Below are 26,632 nucleotides of genomic sequence, written 5' to 3'. Positions count from 1 at the left end.
GTTATCCCGTCTGTTCATTATTCGCCCACCACCCGGCCGGGTCGAAAGGCTCGTTGTTCTGTCTCAATTCAATATAGAGGGTCGGCTGTTCGTTACCAGCATTGGTGGTGACGGTCCGTCCAATTGTGCGTGATCCCATGGTCCCCAGCGGTTCACCCATCTGCACGAATTGTCCGATTTCGGCTGAAATCGCGTTCAGCCCGGCAAGCAGGGCCGTGTACCCTCCGCCCGTATTAAGAATGACGATCTGGCCATAATTGAGGTAAGGGCCCTTGTAGAGCACCCAGCCATCGGCCGGAGCCACCACCTGGGCATCGGCGCGGGTCACGATGGACTGCCCCTGCGCGAGGCCGCCGCGGCCGTCATTGGCGCCGTAGTCGACCACGGTGACGCCATTGGTGGGCATCGAAAGATAGCCTCGGGTCAGCGCAAAGGGCACGGCCGGCTGGGTCCGCGCCGCATCGGCAAAGGCCAGCTGGATGGCCTCGGGCGAAAGCTGCGGCAGGTTGGGATCGACGGCGGGCGCCGTATTGGCGCCATTGCTGGCGCGGGCCGACAGCGCCCCGATCAGCTCGCGCAGCGAGGTGGCGCGTTCGGCCAGGTCGAGCGCCGCGGCCTCTTCGGCCAGGAGTTCGGCGCTCATCTGCGTGACGCCCTGCTTGCGCGCCGCGATCAGGGTGGCAATGCGCAGCTGTTCTTCCTCGAGCACATCGTAATTGGCCTTGAGGGTCTGTTCCTCTTCCATGGCCGCCCGCTTGATTTCGGTCAGGGCCAGAAGGTCGGCCGAGACGGTATCGGCCCTGTCCTTGAGCTGGGGCAGGATGGAAGCCATCAGCATGGCGCCGCGGGCCGAGCCCAGGGCATCGTCGGGGTCGACGATCAAAGCGGGGGGCGGGTTGAGGGAAATCCTCTCGAGAGCCGCCAGCACATTGGCGATTTCGCCATCGGCGCCGTCGAGCCGGCCGCGCACTTCGAGTTCGCGCACGATCAGCTCGGAAATGCGCTCCTCGACATCGGCCACCTCGATCTCGGCCAGTTTTACCCTCTGCGCCGCGGCAATCAGGGCAGCGTTCTGCTGGGCCGTATCGCCTTCCATGGCCGCGATTTCGGCCTTGAGGGCGTCGATCCGCTCGCGGCTGAGGGTCAGGGATGCTTCCACCTCTTCGAGGTCGATGGCATTGCGGTCGGCCGGTTCCAGCGCGGGATTGTCCGTCGCCTCCAGCGCGGCATCGTCCGTTGCCTGCGCTGCCTCGCCCGTCGTTTCGGCTTGCGGCACGGCCGGGGCGTCTCCGTCGGCCGGGGGTGCAGCCTCGGCGGCGGGTGCCGCAGGGGTGGCAGCGGTGGGATCGCCGGGCAGGGACGGACGCAGCTCGAGAGCCTCATTGGCCGGTGCCGTCTCGGTCTGCGCCAGCAGGGGCCAGGCGGCAAGGGCGGTGACGAGGCTCCCCGCCAGAAGGGCGATTGCAATGCGAGCCGGCCGCTTGGGCATGGCGTCTCCTTGGAGCATGCCTCCCCGAGGGGCGCCCGAGACCTCGGCGCGGCATGCGAAAAACACTCTCTGGGGACTGCAGGCCCCGAATCAATCTGCGGCACTTTAGCAAGCACGCGGCAAACCACCGGTTAACATTGCTTAACCATGACAGGCCTGACGATGGGCTGAAGTCCTCAATGGCGGCGGCGTATAGGGATACGGGCGGCCAAAAATGAGGCGGGCGGCACAAATGCCCGCTCCTCGCGCGATTGTGCGCGGGCGCGGGTCAATCGCCGCGATGATAGGGATGGCCGGAGAGGATGGTGGTGGCGCGATAGAGCTGTTCGGCCAGCATGATGCGCACCAGCTGGTGCGGCCAGACCATGGGCGAGAAGCTGACCGTCAGGTCGGCCGCGCGCAGGAAATCGGCATCGATGCCGTCCGCCCCACCGATGACGAAACCCACGGCGGGACGCCCATCATCGCGCCAGCGCGCCAACTGGCTGGCAAAGGCTTCCGAATTGAGCCCCTTGCCGCGTTCATCGAGCATGACGGTCATGCCCTCGGGCAGGGCCGCTCGCAGCGCCTTTGCTTCCTCGGCCTTGCGGGCGGCGGCAGAGCCGGCGCGGGATTCGCTGATTTCGGTGACGTCGAATCCAACAAGGGCCAGCGGCTTGCCGCTGCCCGAGGCCCGCTCAAGGTAACGGGCCACAAGCTCGCGCTCTGGCCCGTTCTTCATCCGGCCGATGGCCGCAATCGCTATCCGCACGGATCAGTGCTGGTCGGCCGCGAAATCGGCCTGCCACATCTTTTCGAGGCTGTAGAATTCGCGCACTTCCGGACGGAAGATGTGCAGGATCACGTCACCCGCATCCACCAGCACCCAGTCGCAATGGGGCAGGCCCTCGACGCGCGGCTTGCCATAGCCGTTGTCGCGGAGCGCGGTGATCACCTGGTCGGCGACGGCGCCGACATGGCGCTGCGAACGGCCGGAGGTGACGATCATGTGATCGGCCAGCGACGACTTGCCGGTAATGTCCACCGCAACCGTTTCTTCGGCCTTGGCGTCATCCAGCACATCGAGAATGAGGTCGATCAGGGGTTTTTGCGCGCCGGCCACGGAGGCGGGCGAAGCGGGCGTTGTGGTGTTGGGCTGGGCGGCCATCAGAAACGGCCTTCCGCCCATGCGCGGGCATGGGTCATGCGAAAGTTAAGCATCCTTGGTTGTTGATCGGAATGTTGCGGCGTCGACTGAACGGCAAGCCGTCTGTTCCTGTTCCGGTGACAATGATCACACTTGGTCCCGAATATGCGCCTTTTGCGCGATTTTCGCAAGGTCGGGCCGGTCACGAAGCTGAATGAGACTTTCGTGACGCCCTGATGGCACTCGACGAGAGGCTCGATTGGCGACCCTGGAGGTAGATCCAGGCCGGGGCCATGCAATCGGCCAGAAGCGCCGCATCGCTCTCGTCGATCTGGGCATAGTCGAGCGTGGTCGCGGCGCGCGAGGCCAGCGCCCGCCGCGCCGCGCCGGGGCGGACATAGACGGCGATGGGCAGGCGGTCGGCAATATCGCGCCAGCGTTGCCAGCGATGGAAATCGGCGAGGCTGTCGGCACCCATGATCCAGACGAAGCGCCGGTCCGGCATGGCGGTGGTGAGGAAGTCGACCGTCTGCCAGGAATAGGCAAAACCCTTGGCGGCCTCGAAGCCGGTGACGCGGATACGCGGATTGCGGATCATCGCCCGCGCCGCCTCGACCCTGGATTTGAGCGAGGGCAGGGCGGAATTGTCCTTGAGCGGGTTACCCGGCGTCACCAGCACCCAGAGCGCATCGAGCTGGAGCCGCTGCAGCGTCTCTTCCATGACCAGCAAGTGCCCCTCATGCATGGGGTTGAAACTGCCGCCAAACAGCCCGATCCGCATGCCCGATGCGGATGGCGGGATCTCGGTAATGCCGGGAATGCGCAGGGGTGGACGCAGGGTCATCAGCGCGGCGCTTCTCCCCCTCTCCCCTTGAGGGAGAGGGTGGATCGGCCAAAGGCCGAGATGGGTGAGGGGTGCTCACCGTGTACGCCATGGTTGTGGCGGGACCGATGACCCCTCATCCGCCCTTCGGGCACCTTCTCCCTCAAGGGGAGAAGGGAAGAGGCCGCGCCTGTTGGGTCGGCGTCGCTCAAGGCCGCAGCTGCCCATTGCCGCGGACGCGGTATTTGAAGCTGGTCAGCTGCTCGACGCCGACCGGCCCGCGCGCATGCATCTTGCCCGTGGCAATGCCGATCTCGCCGCCAAAGCCGAATTCGCCGCCATCGGCGAACTGGGTCGAGGCATTGTGTACGAGGATGGCCGAGTCGATCTCGTTGAAGAACTTTTCGACGGCCGCCGGGTCCTCGGCGATGATCGCCTCGGTGTGGTGGCTCGAATAGTGCTCGATATGGGTAATCGCCGCCTCGACGCTGTCCACCACCTTCACCGAGATGATCGCATCCTCATATTCGGTCTTCCAATCCTCTTCACTGGCCGGCTTGGCCGCAGGGATCATGGCGAGGACAGTGGCATCGCCGCGGATTTCGCAGCCTTTTGCCACCAGTGCGGCGATGATGGGCTGAAGGTGAGTGGCCACGACATCCTTGTGCACCAGAAGGGTCTCGGCCGCGCCGCAAATGCCCGTGCGGCGCATCTTGGCGTTGAGCGTCACGCTCACGGCCTTTTCGAGATCGGCCGAGCGGTCGATATAGACATGCACGAGGCCCTCGAGATGGGCAAAGACCGGCACCCGCGCTTCGGACTGTATGCGGGCCACCAGCGTCTTGCCGCCGCGCGGCACGATCACGTCAATATTGCCGTCGAGGCCCTTGAGCATTTCGCCCACGGCCTGGCGGTCGGTGGTGGGCACAAGCTGTACGCATTCGACCGGCAGGCCGGCGAGATGCAATCCGTCAAGCAGGCAATCGACAAGGGCGCGGGACGAATGAAAACTGTCCGAGCCGCCGCGCAGGATGACGGCATTGCCCGACTTGATGCAGAGCGCGCCGGCATCGGCGGTGACATTGGGGCGTGATTCAAAGATCACGCCGATGACGCCGAGCGGGGTGCGCACGCGCTCGATATGCAGGCCGTTGGGCCGGTCCCATTCGGCAATCACCGTGCCGACCGGATCGGGCAGTTCGGCAATGGTTTTGACGGCGTCAATAATGCCGTCGATGCGCGCATCGGTCAGCAGCAGCCGGTCGAGAAAGGCTTTTGAAATGCCCTTCTGCTCGGCCGCCTGCATGTCGAGTGCATTGGCGGCCAGGATCTGCTTGCGATGCGCGTTGATGGCACCCGCCGCAGTCAGCAGGGCCGTGCGCTTCTGCTCAGGCGTCGCGATCTTGAGGGCATTGGCGCCGATGCGCGCGTTGCGGCCGATCTCGGCCATGGTCGCCGCAATATCGGCCGTGTTCTGCGCCAAGCTCATGACGTCACCTCTTCCTTTGCGCCCAGCAGCACCAGATTGTCCCGATGCACCATTTCCGAGCGATTGCCGACGCCCAGCAAGTCGCCGATCATGTCGCTGCGCTTGCCCATGACCAGGCGCGCATCGTCGCTGTCGAGGCCGACAAGGCCACGGGCGATTTCGCGGCCATTGGGATCGAGCACGGCAATGGTGTCGCCGCGCTCGAATTCGCCGGTAATCCTGACAACGCCGATGGGCAGCAGCGACTTGCCCTGGCTCAGCGCCCGCGCCGCCCCGGCATCGACCTGCACCGTGCCTGCGACAGCCAGCGTACCCATGATCCAGCGTTTGCGCGACTGCGCCCTCGTCGTCACCGGCTTGAACAGCGTGTGCAATCCGCCGGCGGTCAACCGGCGCAGCGGATGGTCCTCGGTGCCCTTGGCAATCACCATGGCGGTGCCGGCCAGGGTGGCGATCTTGCCGGCCTCCACCTTTGTGGTCATGCCGCCGCGCGAGAGGTGGCTCGCCGCGCCCCCGGCCATGGCCTCGATGGCGGGCGTGATGGCCTCCACAACCGGCAGGTGGGTGGCATCGGGGTCCTTGGCGGGTGGCGCCGTATAGAGCCCGTCAATGTCGGAGAGGAGGACCAGCAGGTCCGCCTCGATCATGGTGGCGACGCGGGCCGAGAGCCGGTCATTGTCGCCATAGCGGATTTCAGCCGTGGCGACGCTGTCATTCTCGTTGATGATCGGAATGGCGCCGAGGCCGAGTAGCGTCTGGATCGTGGTGCGGGCATTGAGGAAGTAGCGCCGCTCCTCGGTGATATTGGGGGTAATGAGGATCTGCCCGGTGACAATGCCGTGCTTGCCCAGAGCGTCGGCCCAGGCCTGGCTGAGGGCAATCTGGCCGGCGCTGGCGGCCGCCTGCGACTGTTCCAGCGTCAGGGCAAGGGCCGAAAGGCCGAGCAGGCCGCGTCCCAGCGCAATGGCGCCCGAGGAGACGATGACCACGTCCCGCCCCTCGGCCTTCAAGGCCGCAATATCCTCGGCAAGGTCAGCCAGCCAGCTGGCGCGCAGCTTGCCCTGCTTGTCGACGAGAAGCGCCGAGCCGATCTTGATGGTGATGCGACGATAATTGGCGAGGGGATTCATCTGGAGGGCGCCTGCACGATTTCTGTGGTGGACAGGCAGGTAACCCCACCCTTGATCCCTGCCCACAAGGGGGAGGGAAACGATGAACACTGACGCCGTGGCCCTGCACCTCCCTCCCCTTGATGGCGCGGGATTGAGGGTGGGGTGAGCCCTGGCACGCAGACCGCGGTGCTCAAGGCGTCCATTTGCCTTCCACCTTCTTGCGCTCGGCTTCGGCCTTTTCGGCCTTGTCGGCGTCGAGGACGTTGAGCACGTCGTAGAGCACCTGTTCGACGCCCTGTCCGGTGGCGCCGGCAACGAGGCGCACCTCGGCCTTCGAGGCTTTCTTCAGCGCCTTGACCTTGGCCTTGATCTCCTCCGGCGTCAGCGCGTCCACCTTGTTGAGCACGACGATTTCGGGCTTGTCGGCCAGCACGTCGGCATAGGCCGCCAGTTCGTAGCGCACCGCCTCATAGATATGGGCGACATCGTCCTGGGTGCCGTCGATCAGGTGGATCAGCACATTGCAGCGCTCGATATGCCCCAGGAACCGGTCGCCGATGCCGATGCCTTCGCTGGCGCCCTCGATGAGGCCGGGAATGTCGGCCAGCACGAATTCGCGCTCACCTATGCGGACCACGCCGAGGTTAGGATGCAGCGTGGTGAAGGGATAGTCGGCAATCTTGGGCTTGGCAGCCGAGACCGCCGCGAGGAAGGTCGACTTGCCGGCATTGGGCTGGCCGACGAGACCGGCATCGGCGATCAGCTTCAGCCGCAGCCAGATGCCCTTTTCGACGCCTTCCTGGCCCGGATTGGCCCGGCGCGGCGCCTGGTTGGAGCTGGTCTTGAAATAGGCATTGCCAAAACCGCCATTGCCGCCCTCGAGCAGCACCACGCGCTGGCCCACTTCGGTAAAGTCGGCTATCAGGGTTTCCTGGTCTTCCTCGAAGATCTGGGTGCCGACGGGCACGCGCAGGATAACGGGCTCGGCATTGGCGCCGGTGCGGTTCTTGCCCATGCCATGCATGCCGGTATCGGCGCGGAAGTGCTGCTGGTAGCGGAAGTCGATCAGCGTATTGAGGCCGTCGGCGCATTCGGCGATGATGTCGCCACCCTTGCCGCCATTGCCGCCATCGGGGCCGCCGAATTCGACGAATTTTTCGCGCAGGAAGCTGACGGCGCCGGCGCCGCCGGAACCGGACTTGATATAGACCTTGGCCTGGTCGAGGAACTTCATTTGTCTCTGGCCTTCCAGACGCTACGCGTCAGTTTTGTGTCGATATGCTCCAGCTCGGCATTCCGCGCAAGGCAGAGCAGGGTGGATCGACCCGTCTCGGTAAATCCCAGCCGTCGCTGGATGGCCAGCGAGGCATGGTTGAAATGAAAGACGCCCGAATAGATGGCAGGCGCGTCGGTCGCGCCAAAATACCAGTCTATGACGGCCGCGGCGGCTTCGCTCATGATGCCGCGTCCCCAATGGGGCTTGCCCAGCCAATACCCGATTACCGCGTTTTCGCCTATGGGCTGATAGCCGATATGGCCAACATAGCCCACGCCCGCAAGCTCGATGGCGAAATTGGCTTCACTGGGCAGGAGGTCGGCGCGCTGGGCGCGCAACCAGGCCCGCGCATCTGTCAGAAAATAGGGAAACGGCACCCGCGCCAGATTGCCCGCCACCTCGATATCGTTGAGGTAGCGCGCAATGGGCTCGGCATCCCCCTGTTGCGGCGGCCGCAGGATCAGGCGCTGGGTGAGCAGAGTGGGGGTCATGGGCGGGCACCGTGCTGTAGACGCGCTCTGTTTTCCCCTCGCACCTTGGGGGAGAGGGTGGATCGCGCGCAGCGCGAGACGGGTGAGGGGTTCTTTCCATCCTCACCCAGTTTGTGAAAGGGACCCCTCATCCGCCCTTCGGGCACCTTCTCCCTCAAGGGGAGAAGGAAGGTCGAGGCCGGTATCGTCATCCGCGCCACTCCATCACCGTGAGGGGCTTGCCGAAATGGCGGTCCAGCGTGCTGGTCGTGTGGTCGACCACGACAAAACCGGTCTTTTCCAGCACGCGGATCGAGCGGGCATGCGCGCTCACCACCTTGGCGCGCAAGGGGGCAATGTCGCGCGCCACTGCGAGAAGGCCGGCAATGGCTTCGGGGGCAAAACCCTGGCCCCAATGGGCCTCGCCCAGCCAATAGCCCAGTTCCGTGGGCGCATCGGCATGGGCATAAAGGCCGATCACGCCCATCAGCCGGTCGCTCGCCTTGTCGGCGATGACATAGGGATGGTGGCTGCGACGCTCGGCCTTGCCGAGAAAGTCGCGGCCATGCTGCTCCCCATAGGGCAGGGGGAGACCCGTAAAGAACAGCACATTGGCATTGTTGGCCTGTCGGGCCAGATCGTCGAGATCGGACACATGCGGCGCGCGCAGCGTGAGGCGGGCGGTCTCGATGGTGTCCGGAAGGCGGTCTCTCAGGGTCATCAAGGGAGGTCCACGCTGTCCGAGGGTGACGGCCGGTGGGCGATGGGTGCAGGAGCAATCATGTCCATCATCTGCCCTCCCGCCCGAACCAATTTTCCCGCGTCAACTGCGTCAGCACATGGGGCACATTGTGCTGGAGCGCATGGGAGAACCGCATGTCGCGTCCGGTTTCGACAAAGCCGAGCTTGGCCTTCAGGCGCAGCGAGGCGCGATTGTCATGATGGGCGCTGGACAAGATGGCATCGCCATTGGAGCGGGCAAAGTGCCAATCGATGACGGCGCTGGCTGCCTCGGTGCCAAAGCCCCTCCCCCAATGGGTGCGCGCCAGCCAGAAACCCAGTTCCTGGCCGATGGCGACGCAGCCGATGAGGCCCTTGCCGGGCAGGTCGATGATGAACAGCGCCCGCTCCGGATGGCCCGGGGGTGGGCCGCGCAGCCAGTCGCTGGCCATGGCGAGAGTAAACGGAAAGGGCAGGGGCGTCAGCCAGCGGGCGACGGCAAAGTCGCTCACGCCCAGGGCAAAGCAGGGCGCATCATCGGGCCGGGCCGGACGCAGGACGAGGCGGGATGTGTGAAGCTCGCTCATCTCTCCGAAAACTCCAGCCGCATGAGGGTCATGGTCTGGCCCGCCAGATTGTTTGTGGCCTCGATCCCGGTACCGGTCTCTACAAATCCCGCCTTTTTGAGGACATTGCGCGAGCCGGTATTGGTTTCGAGGGCGCGCGACCGGAGCGTGGTCGCCCCCGCCGCTCGCGCGGCCGCGACCACGGCTCTGGCCGCCTCGGTCGCATAGCCAAGACCCCAATAGGGTTCGCCCAGCCAATAGCCGAGTTCGGGCAATTCGCCCTCGGCAAGGTGAAGGCCAACGATGCCCAGCAGGTCGTCATCGAGCGTTATCGCGTAGCAGCACTCGGCAGCGCTGGGTACGATCTCGTTGATGAAGAATTCCGCATCGCTCAGGGCGTAGGGGAAGGGCAGCCGGGCCATCCATTTGTGGACGTTGATATTGTTGCAGAGCTGCGCAATGGCCGGCGCGTGGACCAGGGTCGGGGTGACCAATACCAGGCGCTCGGTGCGGATGGTGGTGGGCAGGCGATCCTTGATCGAAGTCGTGACGCTGGTCAATTGCAAATGCTCCGGGAAGAAAAAAGGGGAACCGGCTGACCGGTTCCCCTTCGCATTTGCTGTATTTTGCCAAACGCCAAGCCGGGGAACAGGTCTCCGGCTGGGTTGTCAGGCCTGCCGGGTTATTCGGCGGCCTCTGCCGGGACGACAGACACGTGAACTTTATTGTTCGCGCGGGTGCGGAACGCGACGGTGCCGTCGATCAGGGCAAAAATGGTGTGATCCTTGCCCAGGCCGACGCCGGTGCCGGTCGCCCACTTGGTGCCGCGCTGGCGGATGATGATGTTGCCGGCGATGACGGCTTCGCCGCCGAACTTCTTGACGCCGAGACGACGGCCAGCGGTATCACGACCGTTGCGGGATGAACCGCCTGCTTTCTTATGTGCCATAGTCTAGCTCCTTATTCCTTGTCGGCCTTGTCGGCCTTCTTGGCCGGGGCCTTCTTCGCCGGCTTTTCAGCGGCGGTGTCGTCGGTCTTGGCGGCGGCCTTCTTGGCGGCCGGCTTCTTAGCCGGGGCGGCAGCTTCGGCCTTGGGGGCCGCAGCCTTCTTGGCCGGGGCCTTTTCGGCAACGGCTTCGGTCTTTTCGGCCTTGGCAGCGGCCTTGATCGTCGGCTTGGCGCCGCCGGTCAGGATCTCGGTGATGCGCACCGTGGTCAGCAGCTGGCGGTGACCGTTGCGACGGCGCGAATTGTGGCGGCGGCGCTTCTTGAAGATGATGACGGTCTTCTGCTTCCTGGTCTCGACCAGTTCTGCAGCGACCAGGGCGCCTTCCACCAGCGGAGCGCCGATGGTGTCGCCAACCATGAGGACCTGGTCGAAGGTGACGATGTCACCGGCCTCGGCCTCGAGCTTCTCGATCTTGATGACGTCGTTGGCAGCAACCTTGTACTGCTTCCCGCCCGTCTTGATAACGGCGAAAGTCATATTCATGCCGAGCGGTTTTCCCGACCGGTCCCTATCTGTCGCGCTCTGCGGCGCCGCGGATTTCGTGCCAGTTCCGCGGGCTTTTTGAATGATGAGGGCTGAAGAATTCAGCCGGCAGCCTCGAGCAGCGTTTTCAAACAAAACCAGCGCACCGGACGGACCGGTGCGCAGATTGGTGGGCTTATCGGGGGAAAGCCCCGCAGAGTCAAGCGCAATGCGTCACCATGTGACGGCTGGTGCTAGCAGTGTGCTCACAAATTCGTCGCCCGTCAGGCGTTGGGATACCAGTTGCGAATCCGCACTTCCACGGCATCATCCACATCGGTTTCGAGCGGGCCCAGATCACTGTCGCCATAGTGATAGGGGTAGACGATGCCCGGCTTGAAGGTATTGATCGCCTCGACCGCCTGCTCCACCGTCATCGTATAGGGCAGGTTCATGGGCAGGAAGGCCAGGCTGATGCCTTGCAATCCCAGCATGTCCTCGGTCGGTTCGGTATCGCCGGCAATGTAGACCTGCTGGTCGCCGAAGGTCAGCACATAGCCATTGCCGACGCCGACCGGATGATACTGCATGCGGTCTTCGGTGGTGTTGTGGGCAGCCACGGCGCGGATGGGAATGTCGACAACCGTCCCCTCATCGCCATTGGCCATTTCCGTCGCCTTGGCCTTGAGGGCTTCGGGCAGCTTGGAAAAGACATCGCCATTGGTGATGAGCACGGCGTCGCCGGCAATGGACTCGAGCGTTGGCACGTCGAAATGGTCGCCGTGGCCATGGGTAATCAGAATGGCCGAAGGGGCCGGCAGGCCTTCGTAAAGGGCTGCTCCACCAACGGGATCGACATAGATCACCTTGCCATCCCATTCGAGCACGAGGCTCGCATGGTCGATGGGGTGGATGGTGACGTCGCCGGCACTGGTGGCAAGCGTATCGGCCATTGATGGCTCCTGGGCCAAGGCTGGAAGGGCCGCGAGATTGGCCGCAAAGCCGGCAAAGGGCAAGCCGGCCATGCCGGCAACGACATATCGACGGGTAACCATGGGCATAAGTCTCCCTCTCCTGATCAGTTCAGGCAAAGCGCCTCCGGCGCTGTCCGGTTGCACGCGCACGCAAAAGTGAGACGGGCCATTGTGAAAATTGCACCTTCCGGGACGCATAAGGGGTGTTGCAGGCGGCAAGATGCTATGTCATAAGCCGCCCCGTATCGACCAGCCGCGTCCTTCCCGGGGCGCTTTCGATCTCGCGGAGAGATGGCAGAGCGGTTGAATGCACCGCACTCGAAATGCGGCATAGGGGCAACTCTATCGGGGGTTCGAATCCCTCTCTCTCCGCCACTTACACCCCTGTATTTCCTGGTTTTAATCGCTCGACCTTTCCGGACCCGGGTCAGATCGGGTTGTTCTGCGCCATGTCGCCGAGGGAAAAGATCAGGTTGACGACCAGCCAGATCGAGAGAATGGACAGCGTGGCGCCCACGGCTCCGATGGCGACGCCGCACACCACTGCGGCACCGTCGTGGTTGAGTATGCCCAGGCAGATGATGGCCAGGCCCGCCGAGGGCACAATGTTCATGAAGGGTATGGGCGAAATATTGAGGAAGCCCAGAACCACGCCAATCACGGCAATGGCCGGCATGGCATGGCTTTCGGTCAGGATGCGCCAACGGGGCGAGGAAATGCGCGCGCCCCAGCCGACGATCATGGCGAGTACGTCGAGCAGCTTGCGGACAATCTTGATGGGCAGGCGCAGATGGCCGAACCAATGGGCAAAGCGCATGGGGCGCCGGCGCAGCATGGCGATGCTGATCACGAACATCGCCACGCCCATCAGGGAGTTATAGCCCGGAGGTCCGGGCAGAAAATTGAGAAGCGCGAAGACCATGATCGCCAGCACATGTGAATGGCGCCCGACCATGTCGAGAAGCTCGTCGCAGGTCAGGGTGGCATCGGGCTTTGCCGCATGTGCGCGCAGCTGGGCCACGATGCCATCGACGATCGGCACGATCGGGTCGGGCGCTGCCTTGATGGCATCATCGCTCATCACGATCCTCCGGCCTCAGCTCAGCGCCTTGGCCTTGATACGGTCGAATTCGGCCTGGGAGATCGTGCCTTCCTTGAGCAGGGTGCTGGCGCGGGAGATCTGTTCGGCCGGCGAGGTTCCGGCCACATTGCGAATATAGGTTTCCGCCTCGGCCCTGGCCTCCTGTTCGGCCTGGTACTGGCGCCGTCCCATGCTGCCGCCGCGGGCGATGAGATAGACCAGCGCAGTCAGCAACGGGATGAAGATGAGCGCAATGACCCAGACGGCCTTGGCGAAACCGTTCATCTCGTGGTCGCGGAACAGATCGACGATGATCTGGAACAGTACGATCAGATAGGTGATCAGGAAGAAGCTGTAGATGATAAGCCACAGGAATTCCCAGAAATTGCTAGACATTTAACACCTCTGTTAAGCGTTCAGTTGGGCCGCATGGCAGGCGATTTCATCCAGATGGCAGAACGGGCATTGAGGGGGCGCCGCCTCGGCCCCGACCCATTGTGATCCGGAAGGCAGTGGTTGCCCCGGCGCCATTGCAGGCACGAAGGGCTTAGCGGGCGGACGAATAGGAAACGCCGGCCTGGCGTCCAAAGCTGGGTTTTGGGCAACCTCCATCGTCTGGTTCATGGGATGATCGTTCCGTTGCTGAGGCCCACAGCGCCGAGCCCGCCGGCCACCACGGTGACGGCGAAGGCGATCACTTCGCGCGGCGAGAACAGCGGAGCCTGCTGCTCGCTCCTGGCCCAGAAGTAGAGGATGACCGTGCCGGGAACGAAGAGAACGGCGACCAGCAGGACATTGTGCAGGCCGGCCGCGAAAAACAGGAACAGAATGTAGGCCAGGGCGATCCAGGCGACGATCTGGTCGAGGCCCCTCAGATCGTCGTCCGCGGCATAGCCGATGCCGCGTCGGGCGACCATGACCCCATAGCCTGCCACCAGCAGAAAGGGCAGGAGTGCCGTGATGCTGGTCAGGTCAAGCATGAAACCGATCGCGTCATCGGACCAATAGGTCGAGACGACAAGGACCGAGACCACGATATTGGTCAACCAGAGGGCGTTGGCTGGCACGCCATTGCCATTCTGGGTGGCAAACAGCTTTGGCATATTCTTCGCTCTCGCCGCCGCATACAGAACCTCGGCGCAGATCAGTGACCAGGCGAGATAGGCGCCCAGGATGGACACCAGCACGGCGATGGAGACGAAGGCCGCGCCCCAGGGACCGACCGCCAGTTCCAGCGTTCCGGCCAGGGAAGGGGCGGACATCGAGGCGATGGTGGCGCGCGGGGCAATGGCATAGGGCAGGAGGGTCACTGCAACCATCAGGCCCGTCACGGCGACAAAGCCTAGGATCGTGGCCCGGCCGATGTCCTTGCGCCGCCTGGCAAAGCGCGAATAGACGCTTGCGCCTTCCACCCCGAGGAAGACGAAAACCGTGACGAGCATGGCGTCGCGTACCTGTTCGAACAGGGGTTTTTCGGGCATGCCGACACCCCCGAAAAAGTTTCGGGTGAACTGGTCGTAGTTGAAGAAAGCCGCCAGCAGCAGAACGGCCGCGATGATGAGGACGACCTTGGCGGCGGTGATCACCAGATTGACAAAGGTGGCCCGCCGGATGCCGCCAAGGATCATGGCGTGGAAGGCCCAGATACCGCAGAGCGACAGGGCAATGGCCGCCCATGTGCTGCCCTCGCCAAAAAGCTGCGGAAAAAAGTCGCCCAGGGTCGAGCCGATCAGCAACCAGTAGAAGACATTGCCCAGGCAAGCGCCCAGCCAGTATCCGAAGGCCGACAGGAAGCCCATATAGTCGCCAAAACCCGCCTTGGCATAGGCGAAGACGCCGGTGTCGAGGTCAGGCCGGGATCTGGCGAGGAACTGGAAAACCCGGGCCAGCATGTACATGCCGCTGCCGGCGATGGACCAGGCAATGATGGCCCCGAACGGGCCCGTAGCGGAAGCAAAGCGGGCGGGCAGATTGAAAATGCCGGCGCCGAGCATCGTCCCGACAACCATCGCTGTCATGGGCAACAGCGACAAACTAGCCTTGTCTGTTCCCGCCATGACGCCGGCCCTTCCGCAATCGGCGCCGGGGCGAAAACGCGTCCCCGGCCTGGGAGGATGCTAACGCTGCGGGCGACTGGCAGAGAATGGCGGAGCGTCCCCGGATTGGGCCCGGCGTCCCAAGTTGCGAGTGCACGCCGCAAGCCGTTCCGAAAGGGGAGCCTTTCGGGCGCGGCGGGAGCCGGCAGGGCGCTCAATGTCGGACCGCGATGTGGATCGGCCGACGCGCGACGCAACCGGATTGACCCATAGCTTTGGCGTTTTTGAGGCATCTGGAGCGGGCGTTGTGCCGCACGCAACCTTTTCCGCATCGCTGCGTTTGAGGTCCTTGAATCCACGCGGTCCGCCCCCGCGTCGCTTGCTGTCGAAAGCTTTCCAATAGCTCCACACTGAAGCCATCCCACGCGTCATGGGAGGAGGATAGTAAAGTGTATCATGCGTCCAAGATCCGGCCCCAGGAGTCGACCGGCGTACCCCTCGTCGCGCCAGAGGTCGTGGAGCCCAAGGGGCTTCAGCCCCTGACTTTTTCAACGCTTGACTATGCCCCTGCCGATCGTTTCGATGTGTGGCGTCAGACTTTTTCGCCGGCCTTCGACCTGACGCCAGAGGGGGCGAGTTCCTCGTTTGATGGTCGCTACCGGGCCTATGATCTGGGTGGGATGGCCTTCCAGATCATCGAGACGGATGGGTTGCGATTTGCCAGCCAGGCGCGCCAGGCGGGGCGCGATCCGTTGGATCACTGGGTCGTGTCGCTTTTCGTGACCTGTTCGGGCACGACGGTATCCGAACGGGCAATCCTGGAGAATGTGACAGGCATTCCGCAATTGGCGGCGCTCGTGGATCCGTTCCAGGGGCAATTGACCAAGGGACGGCTTCTCCTGCTCTACATACCGCGCGACATGTGCCGGGAATCGGCGCATTTGCTCGATGCTGCCTCGATCACCCTCATGCGCGATGGCATGGGGCGCATCTTTGCCGATTTCATGCTGAGCCTTGAAAATCGGGTGGCACAGCTGGAGCCGCATGATCTGCCCGAACTGGTGGTGGCGACGCGCGCGCTGCTTCTGGCGGCCATTGCGCCATCGCCGGAACGGATCGAACAGGCCCATAGCTTGATCAATGCCGCGCTCCTCGAGCGGGCCCGGCAATGTGTGCAGGACAACCTGCACAATCCCGAGCTCGACGTCCCGTTCCTGCTGAGCAGTCTGGGGGTTTCACGGTCGCGACTCTATCGGGCCTTCGAGGCGTCCGACGGGATTATGCATTACATTCAGAAGCGCCGGCTGATGGCGGCTCATGCCGCCCTGGCCGACCCCCATAGCAGCCAGCGCATTTTCGAAGTCGCCGAGGAATTCTGCTTCAATGATGCGGCTGAGTTCAGCCGGGCCTTCCGCCGGGAATTTGCCTATAGCCCGTCGGATGCCCGCGCTCTGGGTCGGCAATCGATGGCCGAGCGGGGCGTAGTCATGTCGCATGCGCAGGATCTGGGCGACCTCCTGCGTCACCTCTAGATTTTGCCGCACTTCATTGACAAAGGCCGCTGCTGCAGCCATGCCCGGGGCAAGACGTGTCCTTGTGCTTGTGGATGGGTGTATGGCCCGCCTGATCCTTTTCAATAAGCCCTTCGGGGTTCTGTCGCAGTTTACCGGCGGGGGGCCGGGCGAAACGCTGGCCGACTTCGTCAAGGTCGCGGGGGTCTATCCGGCGGGCCGTCTCGACAAGGACAGCGAGGGCCTGTTGCTGCTCACAGATGACGGGGCTCTGCAGGCGCGGATTTCCTCGCCGCGCTTCAACAAGGAAAAGACCTATCTGGTGCAGGTTGAGGGCGTGCCCTCCGACGACGCCCTGTCCCGGCTCGAAAAGGGGGTCACCCTCAGGGATGGACCGACACGGCCAGCCCGGGTCCGCCGCATCGATCCGCCAGACCTCTGGCCACGCAATCCGCCGGTGCGGTTCCGCAAGAGCGTGCCCGACAGCTGGATCGAGCTTTCCATCACCGAGGGCCGCAACCGGCAGGTGCGCCGCATGACGGCGGAAGTGGGCCTTCCCACTTTGCGCCTCGTGCGCTGGCGCATCGCCGACTGGGCGCTGGATGGCGTGGCGCCGGGCGAGTGGCGCGAGGTGCGCGCCGTCCTCGATCCCTCCCGCCGCTAGGCGCTGCCTGCATAGCACCAATGAAGGGCTGGCGCCGGGCGGGGCTTTGCCCTATCTCCCGCAGACAAGAGCCGGACCATGTCGGATCCGGCCGGGTTGGAGGACTTGTGATGTCGGCCCATACCCCGCGCAAGCGCATTACGACCCGCGATATCGCCGCCATGCGGCAGCGTGGCGAAGCCATTGCCATGCTGACCGCCTATGACGCCACCATGGCGGCATTGGTGGACATGGCAGGCGTCGACATGATCCTGGTCGGCGACAGTCTGGGCAATGTCGTGCTTGGCCACGAGACGACCCTGCCGGTGACGCTCGACGACATGATCCGCCATGCGGCAGCGGTCAAGCGCGGTTCGAGCCGGGCGCTGCTGGTCTGCGACATGCCCTTCGGGTCGGTGACCGATCCCGCCACCGCGCTGGCCAGCGCCGTGCGCGCCATGAAGGAAACCGGGGTCGAGGCGGTCAAGGTCGAAGGTGGCCTGGCCATGGTGCCCACGGTCCGGGCGCTCGTCGCGCATGGCATTGCCGTGGTGGCCCATATTGGCCTCACGCCGCAGCATGTGCACCAGATGGGCGGCTATTACATGCATGGCAAGGACGACGCCTCGGCCACGCGCCTCCGCGAGGAAGCCAGGGCGCTCGAGGCCGCCGGCGCCTTTGCCATTGTGCTCGAATGCGTCACCCCGGCGCTGGCCGCCGAGATAACCCATATGCTGGCCATTCCCACCATCGGCATCGGTTCGGGCAAGGATTGCGCGGGCCAGGTGCTTGTCATCAACGACCTCATCGGGCTCAACACCAGCCCGCCCCCAAGTTTTGCCAAGCCGCGGGCCGATGTCGCGTCGGTCATCCGCGCGGCCGTCGGTGAATATGTCGATGATACAAAGGCGTCGCGCGGGCCAATTCCCCTGCCGCGGCGCGCCGAGTAGTCCCATGGCCAATATTCTCATCGCCATTTCCGGCTCGATTTCGGCCTACAAGATCGCCGATGTTGTCTCCGAGCTGGGCAAGTCGGGACATCAGGTGCAGTGCATTCTGACGAGGAGCGCGACCGAGTTCGTGAGCCCGCTGGTGCTCGAGACCTTGAGTGGCCGCAAGGCGCCCTCGGAGCAGTTCGGACCAGGCGTGTCGGGGACCGAACATATTGATTTTGCACGCTTTGCTGATCTCATGGTGTTCGCGCCGGCCAGTGCTAACATGCTGGCACGCCTCGCTTTGGGGCTGGCGGATGATTTGCCCTCGACCGTGGCGCTGGCGACCGAGGCGCCGATCCTGATTGCGCCGGCGATGAATACGGTCATGTGGGAAAAACCCATTGTGCAGCAGCATGTTGCGACGCTGGTCGAGCGTGGTGCGACGGTGATTTCGCCGGCTTCGGGGCTGCTGGCCTGTGGCGAAGTGGGCATGGGCAAGCTCGCGCCGGTCGCCACCATCGTTGCCGCCATCGAGGCCGCGCTGCTCCCGGCCCAGGTCCAGGACCTCGCGGATGAACGGGTTCTGATCACCGCCGGGCCGACCACCACCGCGATCGATGCGGTGCGCTATATCACCAATCACTCGACCGGCCGCATGGGCGCCGCCATGGCCGAGGAAGCGCTCAAACGCGGTGCCGTGGTCGACTATGTGCTGGGCGTCGACAAGGGTGTCGTTCGCCCCGTTCCCCCGCGCGGCTCGGAAGCGCGCTTCAACCTTGTGGAAGTGCGCACGGCCGAGGAAATGGCCGCGGCGGCGCTTCAACTCTTGCCCAGGGCGACGGGCGTCGTCGCGACGGCGGCGGTGATGGATTATGCAGTGGCTGCGCCATCGGCCAGCAAATTGAAGCGCGCCTCGGATGCCATTGCGCTCGATCTCGTGCCCTCGACCGACGTGCTGGGCACGCTCAGGCAGGCGGCCAGCACCCAGTGGTTCCTCGGCTTTGCCGCTGAAACCGACAATGTCGAAGCGCATGGCGCGGGCAAGCTCAAGTCCAAGGGCCTCGATTTCCTCTTTGCCAATCAAGTCAGCAAGCTGGGCGCCAATGGTGCGACCGGCTTTGCCGTGGGCACCAATGCCGGCGTGCTGCTGTCGGCCAGGGGTGAACGCCATGAACTGGCGCTGGGCGAAAAGGCGCAGATTGCCCGGCAGATCTGGGACCTGATTGCATGACACTCATCCTTCGTGACAAGGCGAGCCTGCGCGCCTGGCGCAAGAGCCTGCCACGGGGCCAGCGTCTTGGCTTCGTGCCGACCATGGGGGCGCTGCATGAGGGCCATATCAGCCTGATGCACCAGGCGCGGGAAGCGGCCGATGTGGTCGTGGCCTCGATTTTCGTCAATCCGCTGCAATTCGGGCCCAACGAGGACCTCAGCCGCTATCCTCGTCCCATCGAGGCCGATATTGCCAAGCTCGAAGCGGCCGGGGTCGATGCGCTGTTCCTGCCCACAGTCGAAGACATGTATCCCCAGGGCGCCTCGACACTGGTCGAGGAGAGCATGGTCTCCGGGCCGCTTTGCGGCGCCATGCGGCCGGGGCATTTTACCGGCGTCACCACGGTAGTGCTGAAACTCTTCAACATGGTGCAGCCCGATGTGGCCATTTTCGGCCAGAAGGACGCGCAGCAATGCGCCGTCATCGAGCGCATGGTGCGCGACCTCGATGTGCCGGTGGAGATCCGGCGCGGGCCCATCGTGCGCGAGGCCGATGGCCTGGCGCTGAGCTCGCGCAACATCTACCTGTCCCCCGAAGACCGGGCGGCGGCGCCGCTGATCCACAAGAGCCTGCAAACGGTCGCGGCGGCCCATGCGGCGGGCGAGCATGATGCGGCCAGGCTGGCTGCGATCGGCACAGCCGTACTGGCGCAATCGGAACGCATCAAGACCCAGTATTGGGAAGTGCGTGACCCGGAAAGTCTCGGGGCGATTGCCACTGTGGGCGCGCGCGGTGCGCTGCTGGCGGTGGCGGCGCATCTGGGCACGACCCGGCTCATCGACAATCTGATGATCGGGGCCAAGGATTAGACCCCCACCCTAGCTGCGCCAGCGCCATTCGGCGCCGCTTCGCTACCCTCCCCACAAGGGGGAGGGAGTGATGAACCCTGACGCAGCGGTCTATTGCATCCCTCCCCCTGAGGGGGAGGGAATGAGGGTGGGGTGACGCTGGCTTTGAAGCCCGCCCATCCAATACCGACTCGTCCTCGGGCTTGACCCGAGGACCGCTCAATACGTGCACGATCTTTGTGGTGTGGCAGGTGGCCCTCGGGTCAAGCCCGAGGGCGGAACGGTGTTTGAGAATGCCCCTTGGGCAGGCTACTCCGCCGCCATGATCTGCGGGGCGCCGGCGAGCTTGTTGTCGCCGAAGAAGCGCAGGGGGCGGATCTCGTAGGAGCCGAGGCCGGGATTGGCCTTGGCGAGGTCCCGGGCGAAATCGAGGGCCTCGTCCATGTCGGCGCAGTCGGCGACATAAAAGCCCAGAAACTGTTCCTTGGTCTCGGCAAACGGACCATCGAAGACAACCGGGTCGCCGCTGGACTTTTTCAGCGTCTTGGCCTCGTCGGTATTCCACAGGCGCACGACCGGGCCGAGCTTGCCACGTTCGGCCATGCTTGATTGCACCTTCATCAGGCGTTCCATGCAGGCGGCGTCTTCCTCCTTGGTCCAGGAGGCGACGGCGTTTTCTTCGTTATAGCAGAGGATAGCGTAGAGCATCGAAACCCCTCGTTCCGCATTGAATAGCGCGTTTCCGAACCGCAAAACCGTTGCCACTTTTGCTGGAAACGCTTCGGCGAGGGCGGACTATGCTCCTGCTCGACGCCAATTCCAAGACGCTAGGTGGCCGAAGCTGCCTGCCCCTGCCGGGCAATGGTGAGGGTGGCGCCAACGGAGGCCAGCATGATGGCGGCCATGCCGACGAGCTGCACGGCGCCGATGGTTTCGTGGAGGATGATGAGGCCGGACAGGGCCGCCAAAGCCGGCTGACCACTCATCAGGATGCCGAAGAGGCGCGAGGGCATGTGCGGCAGCGCCACCATGTCGAGCGCATAGGGTATGGCGCTGGAGAGGAGCGCGACGGCGAGGCCCAGCGGCAGCAATGCGGGGGCGAGCAGTGCCGTCCCGGCCGTGGCGACGCCGAAGGGCAGGGCGATCAGGGCTGCCGTGCCGACGCCAAGGGCGGCAATGTGAGCGCCCCCACCGGTCCCGGCGCGCTGGCCGAAGACGATGTAGCCGGCCCAGCACGCGCCGGCGCACAGGGCGAGCACAATGCCAATCGGCGCGATCTCGCCCTCGGTCTGCGCCCAGGGCAGCAGCAGGGCAAAGCCGCCGACGGCGAGTACGATCCAGAAAAAGTCGAGCGGTTTTCGGGCGCCGAAGAGAGCGACCGCCAGGGGTCCGGTGAACTCGAGCGCCACGGCAATGCCGAGGGGAATGTGCTCGAGCGCGGCATAGAAGAAGAGGTTCATCGCCCCCATGGCGCCGCCATAGAGCAGCACGGAACGCCATTGCTGACGGTTCAGCCGATAGCGCCAGGGCCGGAAGACCGCGATCAGCACCAGCGCGGCAAGGGTGAGGCGAAGCGTTGTGGCGCCGGCCGCACCGACCATGGGGAACAGCATTTTGGCAAAGCTCGCCCCGGTCTGGGTGAAGACCATGCCGAGGGTCACGAGGAGGACCGGGATGAGAAGGGAGCTGGGCCGCAAGGAAGGGGCTTTCAAATGGCTTCAATGGCTCTAGCAGGGATTTTGAGCTCGGCCCACCCCCACCCTTGATCCCTCCCCACAAGGGCAGCACAACCTTCGCCTCCCTCCCCTTGATGGGGAGGGATTGAGGGTGGGGTGGCAGCTTCTGTGAGTGGGACGTCACTGAGCAATTGACCCCAAACCCGGCCCCCTTTAGTCCTGTTCATACCGGAACAAAGGAGGAATCCATGGAGTACCGCTATCTCGGACGATCGGGGCTGAAAGTGTCGGTCCTGACCATGGGGACGATGACCTTTGGCGGCAGCCAGAAGATCGGGCATACGGACCTGCACGCGGCAGCACGCCAGGTGGACCTCTGCCTCGATGCCGGGATCAATCTCTATGACACGGCCAATGTCTACAATGCCGGGGTTTCCGAGGAAATCCTTGGGCAGGTGCTGGCCGAGAACGGGCGGAGGCAAAGGGCGCTGGTGGCGACCAAGGTGCGCTTCAAGATGGGCGAAGGCCCCAATCAGGCCGGCCTTTCGCGCCACCATATCATCGAGCAGTGCAAGGCCAGCCTGAAACGCCTCAAGACCGATGTCATCGATCTTTATCAGGTGCATGAATGGGATGGCATGACGCCGGTCGAGGAGACGATGGAGGCGCTCGACACGCTCGTGCGTCACGGCCATGTCCGCTATATCGGCTGCTCGAACTATTCGGGCTGGCATATCATGAAGGCGCTGATGGCGGCCGACCGCCGGCAGAGCGAGCGCTTCATCTCACAGCAGATCCACTATTCGCTGCATAGCCGCGACGCCGAATATGAGCTGGTGCCGATTTCGCAGGACCAGGGCCTGGGCATGCTGATCTGGTCGCCACTGGCCGGGGGATTGCTGTCGGGAAAATATCGCCGCGACGGCGGGCCGGAAAGCGGGCGCCATGTCGGCGGTTTCCGCGAGCCGCCGGTTTATGACTGGGAAAAGCTCTACACTGTGATCGATGTCATCGTCGCTATTGCCGCCGAGCGCGGCGTATCGGGCGCGCAGGTGGCGCTGAGCTGGCTGCTCGGGCGGCCGGGCGTGACCTCGGTCATCATTGGCGGTCGCAACGAGGCGCAGTTTGCCGACAATATTGCGGCCGCGCACCTCACCCTCAGCAATGAGGAGCGGGCGCGGCTCGACAAGGCGAGCCAGCCGCCTTTGCTCTATCCCTATTGGCACCAATCCTTTACGGCACAGGATCGGCTGGGTCCTGTCGACCTTGACCTGATTGCCCCCTATGCCGAGGAGTTCAAGCGTGGCTGATCTGGTGTTTCCCGCCCCCGCGCCGGTGGTCGTTCCCGTGGAAGGTGGCGGCTATTTCCCGGTGCGGCGCATCTATTGCGTCGGGCGCAATTATGCCGAGCATATCAGGGAAATGGGCAATGACCTGCGGGATCCGCCCTTCTTCTTTGCCAAGCCCGCCGATGCCGTGGTGATCGATGGGGCGCCCATCGCCTATCCATCGCAGACCGAGGATTTCCATCACGAGATCGAGCTCGTCGTCGCCATCGGCAAGGATGGCGCCGGCATTGGCGAGCACGAGGCGCTCGACCACGTTTTCGGCTATGCCGCCGGGCTGGACATGACCCGCCGCGACCTGCAGGCTTTGGCCAAGAAAGCCGGGCGGCCGTGGGAAATGGCCAAGTCCTTCGACCAGTCGGCCCCGATCGGCACGATTGCGCCCGCCCGCAGCATCGGCCATCCGGCGCGCGGCGCGATCACCCTTTCGGTCAATGGCGCGGAGCGGCAGCGCGGGGACCTCAGCGAACAGATCTGGAGCGTGCCCGAAACCATCGCCTTTCTCAGCCGCCTCGTCAGTCTCAGGGCGGGGGACCTCATCATGACCGGCACACCTTCAGGGGTCGGCGCGGTGCGGCGGCGCGACGTGATCGAAGGACAGATCGAGGGCGTGGGCACGGTTTCGACGGTGATCAGCTGATGCCACCGGTCTGGTCGTCCCAGCAGGATGCGGCTCTGGTCGCCGTGTCCGCCTGGCTCAAGGACAGGAACGGGCCGCAGGTCTTCCGTCTGTTCGGCTGGGCCGGCACCGGCAAGTCGACGCTGGCCGTGCATCTGGCGCAGGACATCCGTTCGGTCAAATACGCCGCCTTTACCGGCAAGGCGGCCCTGGTGATGCGCAAGCGCGGCTGCAAGGGCGCGCAGACCATCCACAGCCTAATTTATACCCTGGTCAGTGAGGGCGACGGGGAGCCGCGCTTCGTGCTCGACCCCGAAAGCCCGGCCGCCGATGCCGATCTCATCGTCATCGACGAAGTCTCGATGGTGGACGAACAACTGGGCGCGGACCTGCTTTCGTTTGGCGTGAAAGTGCTGGTGCTGGGCGATCCGTTCCAGCTGCCGCCGGTGCAGGGGGCGGGTTTCTTCATCGCCAAGGAACCCGACATCATGCTGACCGAAATCCACCGGCAGGCGGCGGACAATCCGATCATCCAGCTGTCCATGGCGGTGCGCGAGGGCGGTTATCTCGAACATGGGCGCTATGGCGAAAGCGTGGTGGTGGGGCGCGACCAGGTCGACCGCGATGCGGTGCTCGAGGCCGATCAGGTGCTGGTGGGGCGCAACAAGACGCGCCTCACCTACAATGATCGCTTGCGCGAATTGAAGGGCCTGCCCTTTCACGAGCCGGTCGTGGGCGATCGCATGGTGTGTTTGAGGAACAATCCGCGAAAACGCCTGCTCAACGGACAGATCTGGATCGTCACCGAAGCTCTCCGGCGCTCCAATGGCAAGTGGAGCCTGATGCTGGCCGATGACGAGGGCAAGGGCGAGGCGAAGGTGCTGACCCACAAGGCGTTCTTTTCGGGCGAGGAAGACGCGATGGCCTGGCAGGAGCGGCGGCAGTTCGACGAGTTCACCTTCGGCTATTGCCTGACCGTGCACAAGGCGCAGGGCAGCCAGTGGGACAATGTCTATCTGTTCGACGAGAGTTTTGTGTTCCGCGAGGAGCGGGCACGCTGGCTCTATACCGGGATCACCCGGGCGGCCGAGAAGATCACCATTGTCAGCTGAGGCCGGGGCGTCAGGAAGCTGAAAGGGCTCCTGTTTCGTCACGGCCCAGCCATTCGAGCACAGCTCTCATGGCCTTCTCGGTTCGAAAGGCGCCACCGCAGTCTCTCCTCCTGCGGCGCACCTTCGAAGAGCCTCACTGCAGACATGATTACCGCTTCTATGGGCGGGCGCGCGCTCATCCGCCTTTCGTATGATCGCATTCTGCCGATGATCGCTTGCGCCTTGGGGATCGATACCCCATTGTGACTATAGAGTTTTATTCCAACGAAGCCGGAGGCGCCGATGCACCATGAAACCCCCCTGATCACAACGATCGTCGCGGGTCTGGTGCTGGCCTATATCTTCGGGATGATCGCCAACCGGTTCAGGATGCCCCCGCTGGTGGGGTATCTGTTCGCCGGCATTCTGGCAGGACCCTATACGCCGGGCTTCGTCGCCGACCAGGCGCTGGGGGCGGAACTGGCCGAACTTGGCGTCATCCTGCTGATGTTCGGCGTGGGCCTGCACTTCTCGCTCAAGGACCTGATGAGCGTGCGCGCCATCGCCATTCCGGGGGCCGTGGTGCAGATGGGCGTGGCGACGGCCCTGGGCGCGGGCCTCGGGCTGCTGCTGGGCTGGGACCTGTTCGGCGCGATCCTTTTCGGCCTTGCCCTGTCGGTGGCCTCCACCGTGGTGCTGCTCAAGGCGCTGCAGGACCGGCGCCTGATCGAAAGCGAGCGCGGCCGCATCGCCGTCGGCTGGCTGATCGTGGAAGATCTGGCCATGGTGCTGGCGCTGGTGCTGGTGCCGGCCATTGCCAGCCTCAATGGCACGAGCGAAGTGCACGATCCCTTCGTCTCCTTCGTCACCCGCATGCTGGGCATGGATATCGGCATCTGGGGCATTCTGGGCCTCACCGTGCTCAAGGTCGCGGCCTTTGTCGGCTTCATGCTGGTGGTGGGACGGCGGGTCATACCCTGGGCGCTGCATGCCACGGCCCATACCGGCAGCCGGGAACTCTTCCGGCTCGCCGTGCTGGCCATTGCGCTGGGCGTGGCGCTCGGCTCGGCCGTGCTGTTCGGCGTGTCGCTGGCGCTGGGTGCGTTCTTTGCCGGCATGATCCTTTCGGAAAGCGAGCTCAGCCATCGCGCCGCCAATGAGACGCTGCCACTGCGCGACGCCTTTGCCGTGTTGTTCTTCGTGTCGGTGGGCATGCTGTTCGACCCCTCGATCCTGGTCCAGCAGCCGCTCCTGGTGCTGGCCACGGTGTTCATCATCGTCATCGGCAAGTCGCTGGCTGCCTTCTGGATCGTCATCCTGTTCCGCCGGCCGGTGGGCACGGCGCTGACGATTTCCGCCTCGCTGGCGCAGATCGGCGAATTCTCCTTCATCCTCGCCAGCATGGGCGTGGCGCTGGCCATCATGCCGCCCGAGGGGCAGGACCTGATCCTGGCCGGTGCGCTGATTTCCATCGTGCTCAACCCGGTGGTGTTCTTCGTGCTCGATCTGGTGAAGCCGCATATCGAGGCGCGCTCGTCGCGGGGCAGGGCGGGAGAAGCGGCGGCTGCACCGGCACCGGTCAGCGAGCCGATCGAACCGAGCATGGCGGCCAAGGGCCCGGCTGTCACCGATGCGCCCAGCCAGGGCGCGGTGGATCGCGGTGCGCCTGGCGCGGATGATGATACGGGGGAACCGTCCCACGAAACCGGGCATACCGTGCTGGTCGGCTATGGCCAGGTCGGTCGGATCGTGGCCGCAGGCATCATGGCCGATGGCGGCAGGATCGTGGTCATCGAGGACTCCGACCATGACGTGGCGGCCGCCCGTGCGGAAGGGCTCGAAGTGGTGTTCGGCAATGCCGCCAGCGAGGACGTCCTGCGGCTGGCCAACCTGCCGGCGGCGCGCAGCCTGCTGGTCGCCATTTCCAACGGCTTTGAAGCAGGCTCGGTCTGCGAGAGCGGCCGCAAGCTCAATCCCGGTATTTCGATCGTTGCCCGGGCCTATTCGGAAGAGGAAGAGAGTTTCCTGCGCGGCTGTGGCGCCACCACGGTTATCCGCGGCGAGCGCGAAATCGGGCGTGGCATTCTCACTTATCTGCGCAGCCAGGAAGCGCTGGGC

27 protein-coding genes, 1 tRNA gene and 1 pseudogene are annotated in these 26,632 nt (G+C 64.3%); 10 read left to right on the top strand and 19 right to left on the bottom strand.

Annotation, left to right across the window (positions count from 1 at the left end):
* Window position 1 precedes the first annotated feature (1 nt).
* The 14 genes from MQW79_RS11940 to MQW79_RS11875 form a co-directional block, all read right to left on the bottom strand.
* Window positions 2–1,489 carry a murein hydrolase activator EnvC family protein gene (locus tag MQW79_RS11940; RefSeq protein ID WP_476584697.1) on the bottom strand — a complete coding sequence of 496 codons (1,488 nt, stop codon included), beginning with the start codon at window positions 1,487–1,489 and terminating at the stop codon, window positions 2–4.
* 268 nt (window positions 1,490–1,757) lie between these two features.
* Window positions 1,758–2,240: a 23S rRNA (pseudouridine(1915)-N(3))-methyltransferase RlmH gene (gene rlmH, locus MQW79_RS11935; RefSeq protein WP_476584696.1), complete on the bottom strand. Its 483-nt coding sequence runs from the start codon at window positions 2,238–2,240 to the stop codon at window positions 1,758–1,760.
* 3 nt (window positions 2,241–2,243) lie between these two features.
* Window positions 2,244–2,636: a ribosome silencing factor gene (gene rsfS, locus MQW79_RS11930; protein ID WP_476584695.1), complete on the bottom strand. Its 393-nt coding sequence runs from the start codon at window positions 2,634–2,636 to the stop codon at window positions 2,244–2,246.
* A 181-nt stretch (window positions 2,637–2,817) separates the two neighbouring features.
* On the bottom strand, window positions 2,818–3,459 hold the full coding sequence (locus MQW79_RS11925) for a nicotinate-nucleotide adenylyltransferase (RefSeq protein ID WP_476584694.1): 642 nt from the start codon (window positions 3,457–3,459) through the stop codon (window positions 2,818–2,820).
* 187 nt (window positions 3,460–3,646) lie between these two features.
* Window positions 3,647–4,927, bottom strand: a complete 1,281-nt coding sequence (locus tag MQW79_RS11920) for a glutamate-5-semialdehyde dehydrogenase (RefSeq protein WP_476584693.1) — start codon at window positions 4,925–4,927, stop codon at window positions 3,647–3,649.
* Window positions 4,924–6,057 (bottom strand): glutamate 5-kinase, encoded by a 1,134-nt coding sequence (proB, locus tag MQW79_RS11915; protein ID WP_476584692.1) that lies wholly within the window; start codon window positions 6,055–6,057, stop codon window positions 4,924–4,926. Before proB ends, MQW79_RS11920 begins: the two co-directional genes overlap by 4 nt.
* A 172-nt stretch (window positions 6,058–6,229) precedes the next feature.
* Complete coding sequence (obgE, locus tag MQW79_RS11910; protein WP_476584691.1) at window positions 6,230–7,273, bottom strand: GTPase ObgE; 1,044 nt, start codon at window positions 7,271–7,273, stop codon at window positions 6,230–6,232.
* Window positions 7,270–7,806, bottom strand: a complete 537-nt coding sequence (locus tag MQW79_RS11905; protein WP_476584690.1) for a GNAT family N-acetyltransferase — start codon at window positions 7,804–7,806, stop codon at window positions 7,270–7,272. Before MQW79_RS11905 ends, obgE begins: the two co-directional genes overlap by 4 nt.
* Before the next feature lie 187 nt (window positions 7,807–7,993).
* The gene (locus tag MQW79_RS11900; RefSeq protein ID WP_476584689.1) at window positions 7,994–8,506 is read right to left on the bottom strand and encodes a GNAT family N-acetyltransferase; all 513 of its coding nucleotides are present in this window, start codon (window positions 8,504–8,506) and stop codon (window positions 7,994–7,996) included.
* Between the two features lie 67 nt (window positions 8,507–8,573).
* Window positions 8,574–9,092, bottom strand: a complete 519-nt coding sequence (locus MQW79_RS11895) for a GNAT family N-acetyltransferase (RefSeq protein ID WP_476584688.1) — start codon at window positions 9,090–9,092, stop codon at window positions 8,574–8,576.
* On the bottom strand, window positions 9,089–9,631 hold the full coding sequence (locus MQW79_RS11890) for a GNAT family N-acetyltransferase (RefSeq protein WP_476584687.1): 543 nt from the start codon (window positions 9,629–9,631) through the stop codon (window positions 9,089–9,091). The genes MQW79_RS11895 and MQW79_RS11890 overlap by 4 nt, the downstream gene beginning before the upstream one ends.
* Before the next feature lie 122 nt (window positions 9,632–9,753).
* A complete protein-coding gene (gene rpmA, locus MQW79_RS11885) occupies window positions 9,754–10,020 on the bottom strand; it encodes a 50S ribosomal protein L27 (protein WP_198877601.1) in 267 nt (88 codons plus the stop codon).
* Window positions 10,021–10,031: 11 nt separating this feature from the next.
* Window positions 10,032–10,556, bottom strand: coding sequence for a 50S ribosomal protein L21 (gene rplU / locus MQW79_RS11880; RefSeq protein ID WP_476588223.1), 525 nt, complete (start codon window positions 10,554–10,556; stop codon window positions 10,032–10,034).
* A gap of 269 nt (window positions 10,557–10,825) precedes the next feature.
* Complete coding sequence (locus MQW79_RS11875; protein WP_476584686.1) at window positions 10,826–11,602, bottom strand: MBL fold metallo-hydrolase; 777 nt, start codon at window positions 11,600–11,602, stop codon at window positions 10,826–10,828.
* Between the two features lie 198 nt (window positions 11,603–11,800).
* On the opposite strand from MQW79_RS11875, the gene MQW79_RS11870 reads away from it, so the two are divergent.
* Window positions 11,801–11,890, top strand: a tRNA-Ser gene (locus MQW79_RS11870).
* A 52-nt stretch (window positions 11,891–11,942) separates the two neighbouring features.
* On the opposite strand, the gene MQW79_RS11865 is transcribed toward MQW79_RS11870, so the two are convergent.
* The 3 genes from MQW79_RS11865 to MQW79_RS11855 form a co-directional block, all read right to left on the bottom strand.
* Window positions 11,943–12,596, bottom strand: coding sequence for an exopolysaccharide biosynthesis protein (locus MQW79_RS11865; RefSeq protein ID WP_476584685.1), 654 nt, complete (start codon window positions 12,594–12,596; stop codon window positions 11,943–11,945).
* Window positions 12,597–12,611: 15 nt separating this feature from the next.
* Window positions 12,612–12,992: a PLDc N-terminal domain-containing protein gene (locus MQW79_RS11860; protein ID WP_476584684.1), complete on the bottom strand. Its 381-nt coding sequence runs from the start codon at window positions 12,990–12,992 to the stop codon at window positions 12,612–12,614.
* 224 nt (window positions 12,993–13,216) lie between these two features.
* The gene (locus MQW79_RS11855; protein WP_476584683.1) at window positions 13,217–14,653 is read right to left on the bottom strand and encodes a basic amino acid/polyamine antiporter; all 1,437 of its coding nucleotides are present in this window, start codon (window positions 14,651–14,653) and stop codon (window positions 13,217–13,219) included.
* Window positions 14,654–15,081: 428 nt separating this feature from the next.
* On the opposite strand from MQW79_RS11855, the gene MQW79_RS11850 reads away from it, so the two are divergent.
* The 5 genes from MQW79_RS11850 (at window position 15,082) to panC (ending at window position 19,803) form a co-directional block, all read left to right on the top strand.
* The gene (locus tag MQW79_RS11850) at window positions 15,082–16,164 is read left to right on the top strand and encodes a helix-turn-helix domain-containing protein (RefSeq protein WP_476584682.1); all 1,083 of its coding nucleotides are present in this window, start codon (window positions 15,082–15,084) and stop codon (window positions 16,162–16,164) included.
* Window positions 16,165–16,246: 82 nt separating this feature from the next.
* Window positions 16,247–16,807 (top strand): pseudouridine synthase, encoded by a 561-nt coding sequence (locus tag MQW79_RS11845; protein WP_476584681.1) that lies wholly within the window; start codon window positions 16,247–16,249, stop codon window positions 16,805–16,807.
* A 110-nt stretch (window positions 16,808–16,917) separates the two neighbouring features.
* Complete coding sequence (gene panB, locus MQW79_RS11840; protein ID WP_476584680.1) at window positions 16,918–17,736, top strand: 3-methyl-2-oxobutanoate hydroxymethyltransferase; 819 nt, start codon at window positions 16,918–16,920, stop codon at window positions 17,734–17,736.
* 4 nt (window positions 17,737–17,740) lie between these two features.
* The gene (gene coaBC / locus MQW79_RS11835) at window positions 17,741–18,952 is read left to right on the top strand and encodes a bifunctional phosphopantothenoylcysteine decarboxylase/phosphopantothenate--cysteine ligase CoaBC (RefSeq protein WP_476584679.1); all 1,212 of its coding nucleotides are present in this window, start codon (window positions 17,741–17,743) and stop codon (window positions 18,950–18,952) included.
* Window positions 18,949–19,803: a pantoate--beta-alanine ligase gene (panC, locus tag MQW79_RS11830; RefSeq protein ID WP_476584678.1), complete on the top strand. Its 855-nt coding sequence runs from the start codon at window positions 18,949–18,951 to the stop codon at window positions 19,801–19,803. The genes coaBC and panC overlap by 4 nt, the downstream gene beginning before the upstream one ends.
* Window positions 19,804–20,091: 288 nt before the next feature.
* On the opposite strand, the gene MQW79_RS11825 is transcribed toward panC, so the two are convergent.
* Together MQW79_RS11825 and MQW79_RS11820 are read right to left on the bottom strand one after the other, a co-directional pair.
* Window positions 20,092–20,490: a YciI family protein gene (locus MQW79_RS11825; protein WP_476584677.1), complete on the bottom strand. Its 399-nt coding sequence runs from the start codon at window positions 20,488–20,490 to the stop codon at window positions 20,092–20,094.
* Window positions 20,491–20,609: 119 nt separating this feature from the next.
* On the bottom strand, window positions 20,610–21,479 hold the full coding sequence (locus MQW79_RS11820; RefSeq protein WP_476584676.1) for an EamA family transporter: 870 nt from the start codon (window positions 21,477–21,479) through the stop codon (window positions 20,610–20,612).
* A 227-nt stretch (window positions 21,480–21,706) separates the two neighbouring features.
* Between MQW79_RS11820 and MQW79_RS11815 the strand changes: the two genes are divergently transcribed.
* The 4 genes and pseudogenes from MQW79_RS11815 to MQW79_RS11800 form a co-directional block, all read left to right on the top strand.
* Window positions 21,707–22,768, top strand: a complete 1,062-nt coding sequence (locus MQW79_RS11815; protein WP_476584675.1) for an aldo/keto reductase — start codon at window positions 21,707–21,709, stop codon at window positions 22,766–22,768.
* Window positions 22,743–23,444, top strand: coding sequence for a fumarylacetoacetate hydrolase family protein (locus tag MQW79_RS11810; RefSeq protein WP_476584674.1), 702 nt, complete (start codon window positions 22,743–22,745; stop codon window positions 23,442–23,444). Before MQW79_RS11815 ends, MQW79_RS11810 begins: the two co-directional genes overlap by 26 nt.
* Window positions 23,444–24,535 carry an ATP-dependent DNA helicase gene (locus MQW79_RS11805; RefSeq protein WP_476584673.1) on the top strand — a complete coding sequence of 364 codons (1,092 nt, stop codon included), beginning with the start codon at window positions 23,444–23,446 and terminating at the stop codon, window positions 24,533–24,535. Before MQW79_RS11810 ends, MQW79_RS11805 begins: the two co-directional genes overlap by 1 nt.
* A 282-nt stretch (window positions 24,536–24,817) precedes the next feature.
* Window positions 24,818–26,611 (top strand): annotated as a pseudogene (locus MQW79_RS11800) (cation:proton antiporter domain-containing protein); the annotation flags it as partial.
* Window positions 26,612–26,632: the final 21 nt, after the last annotated feature.

Source organism: Devosia sp. Micro-HW1 (genome assembly GCF_056341075.1).
This window is presented reverse-complemented; position numbering and strand designations above follow the sequence as displayed.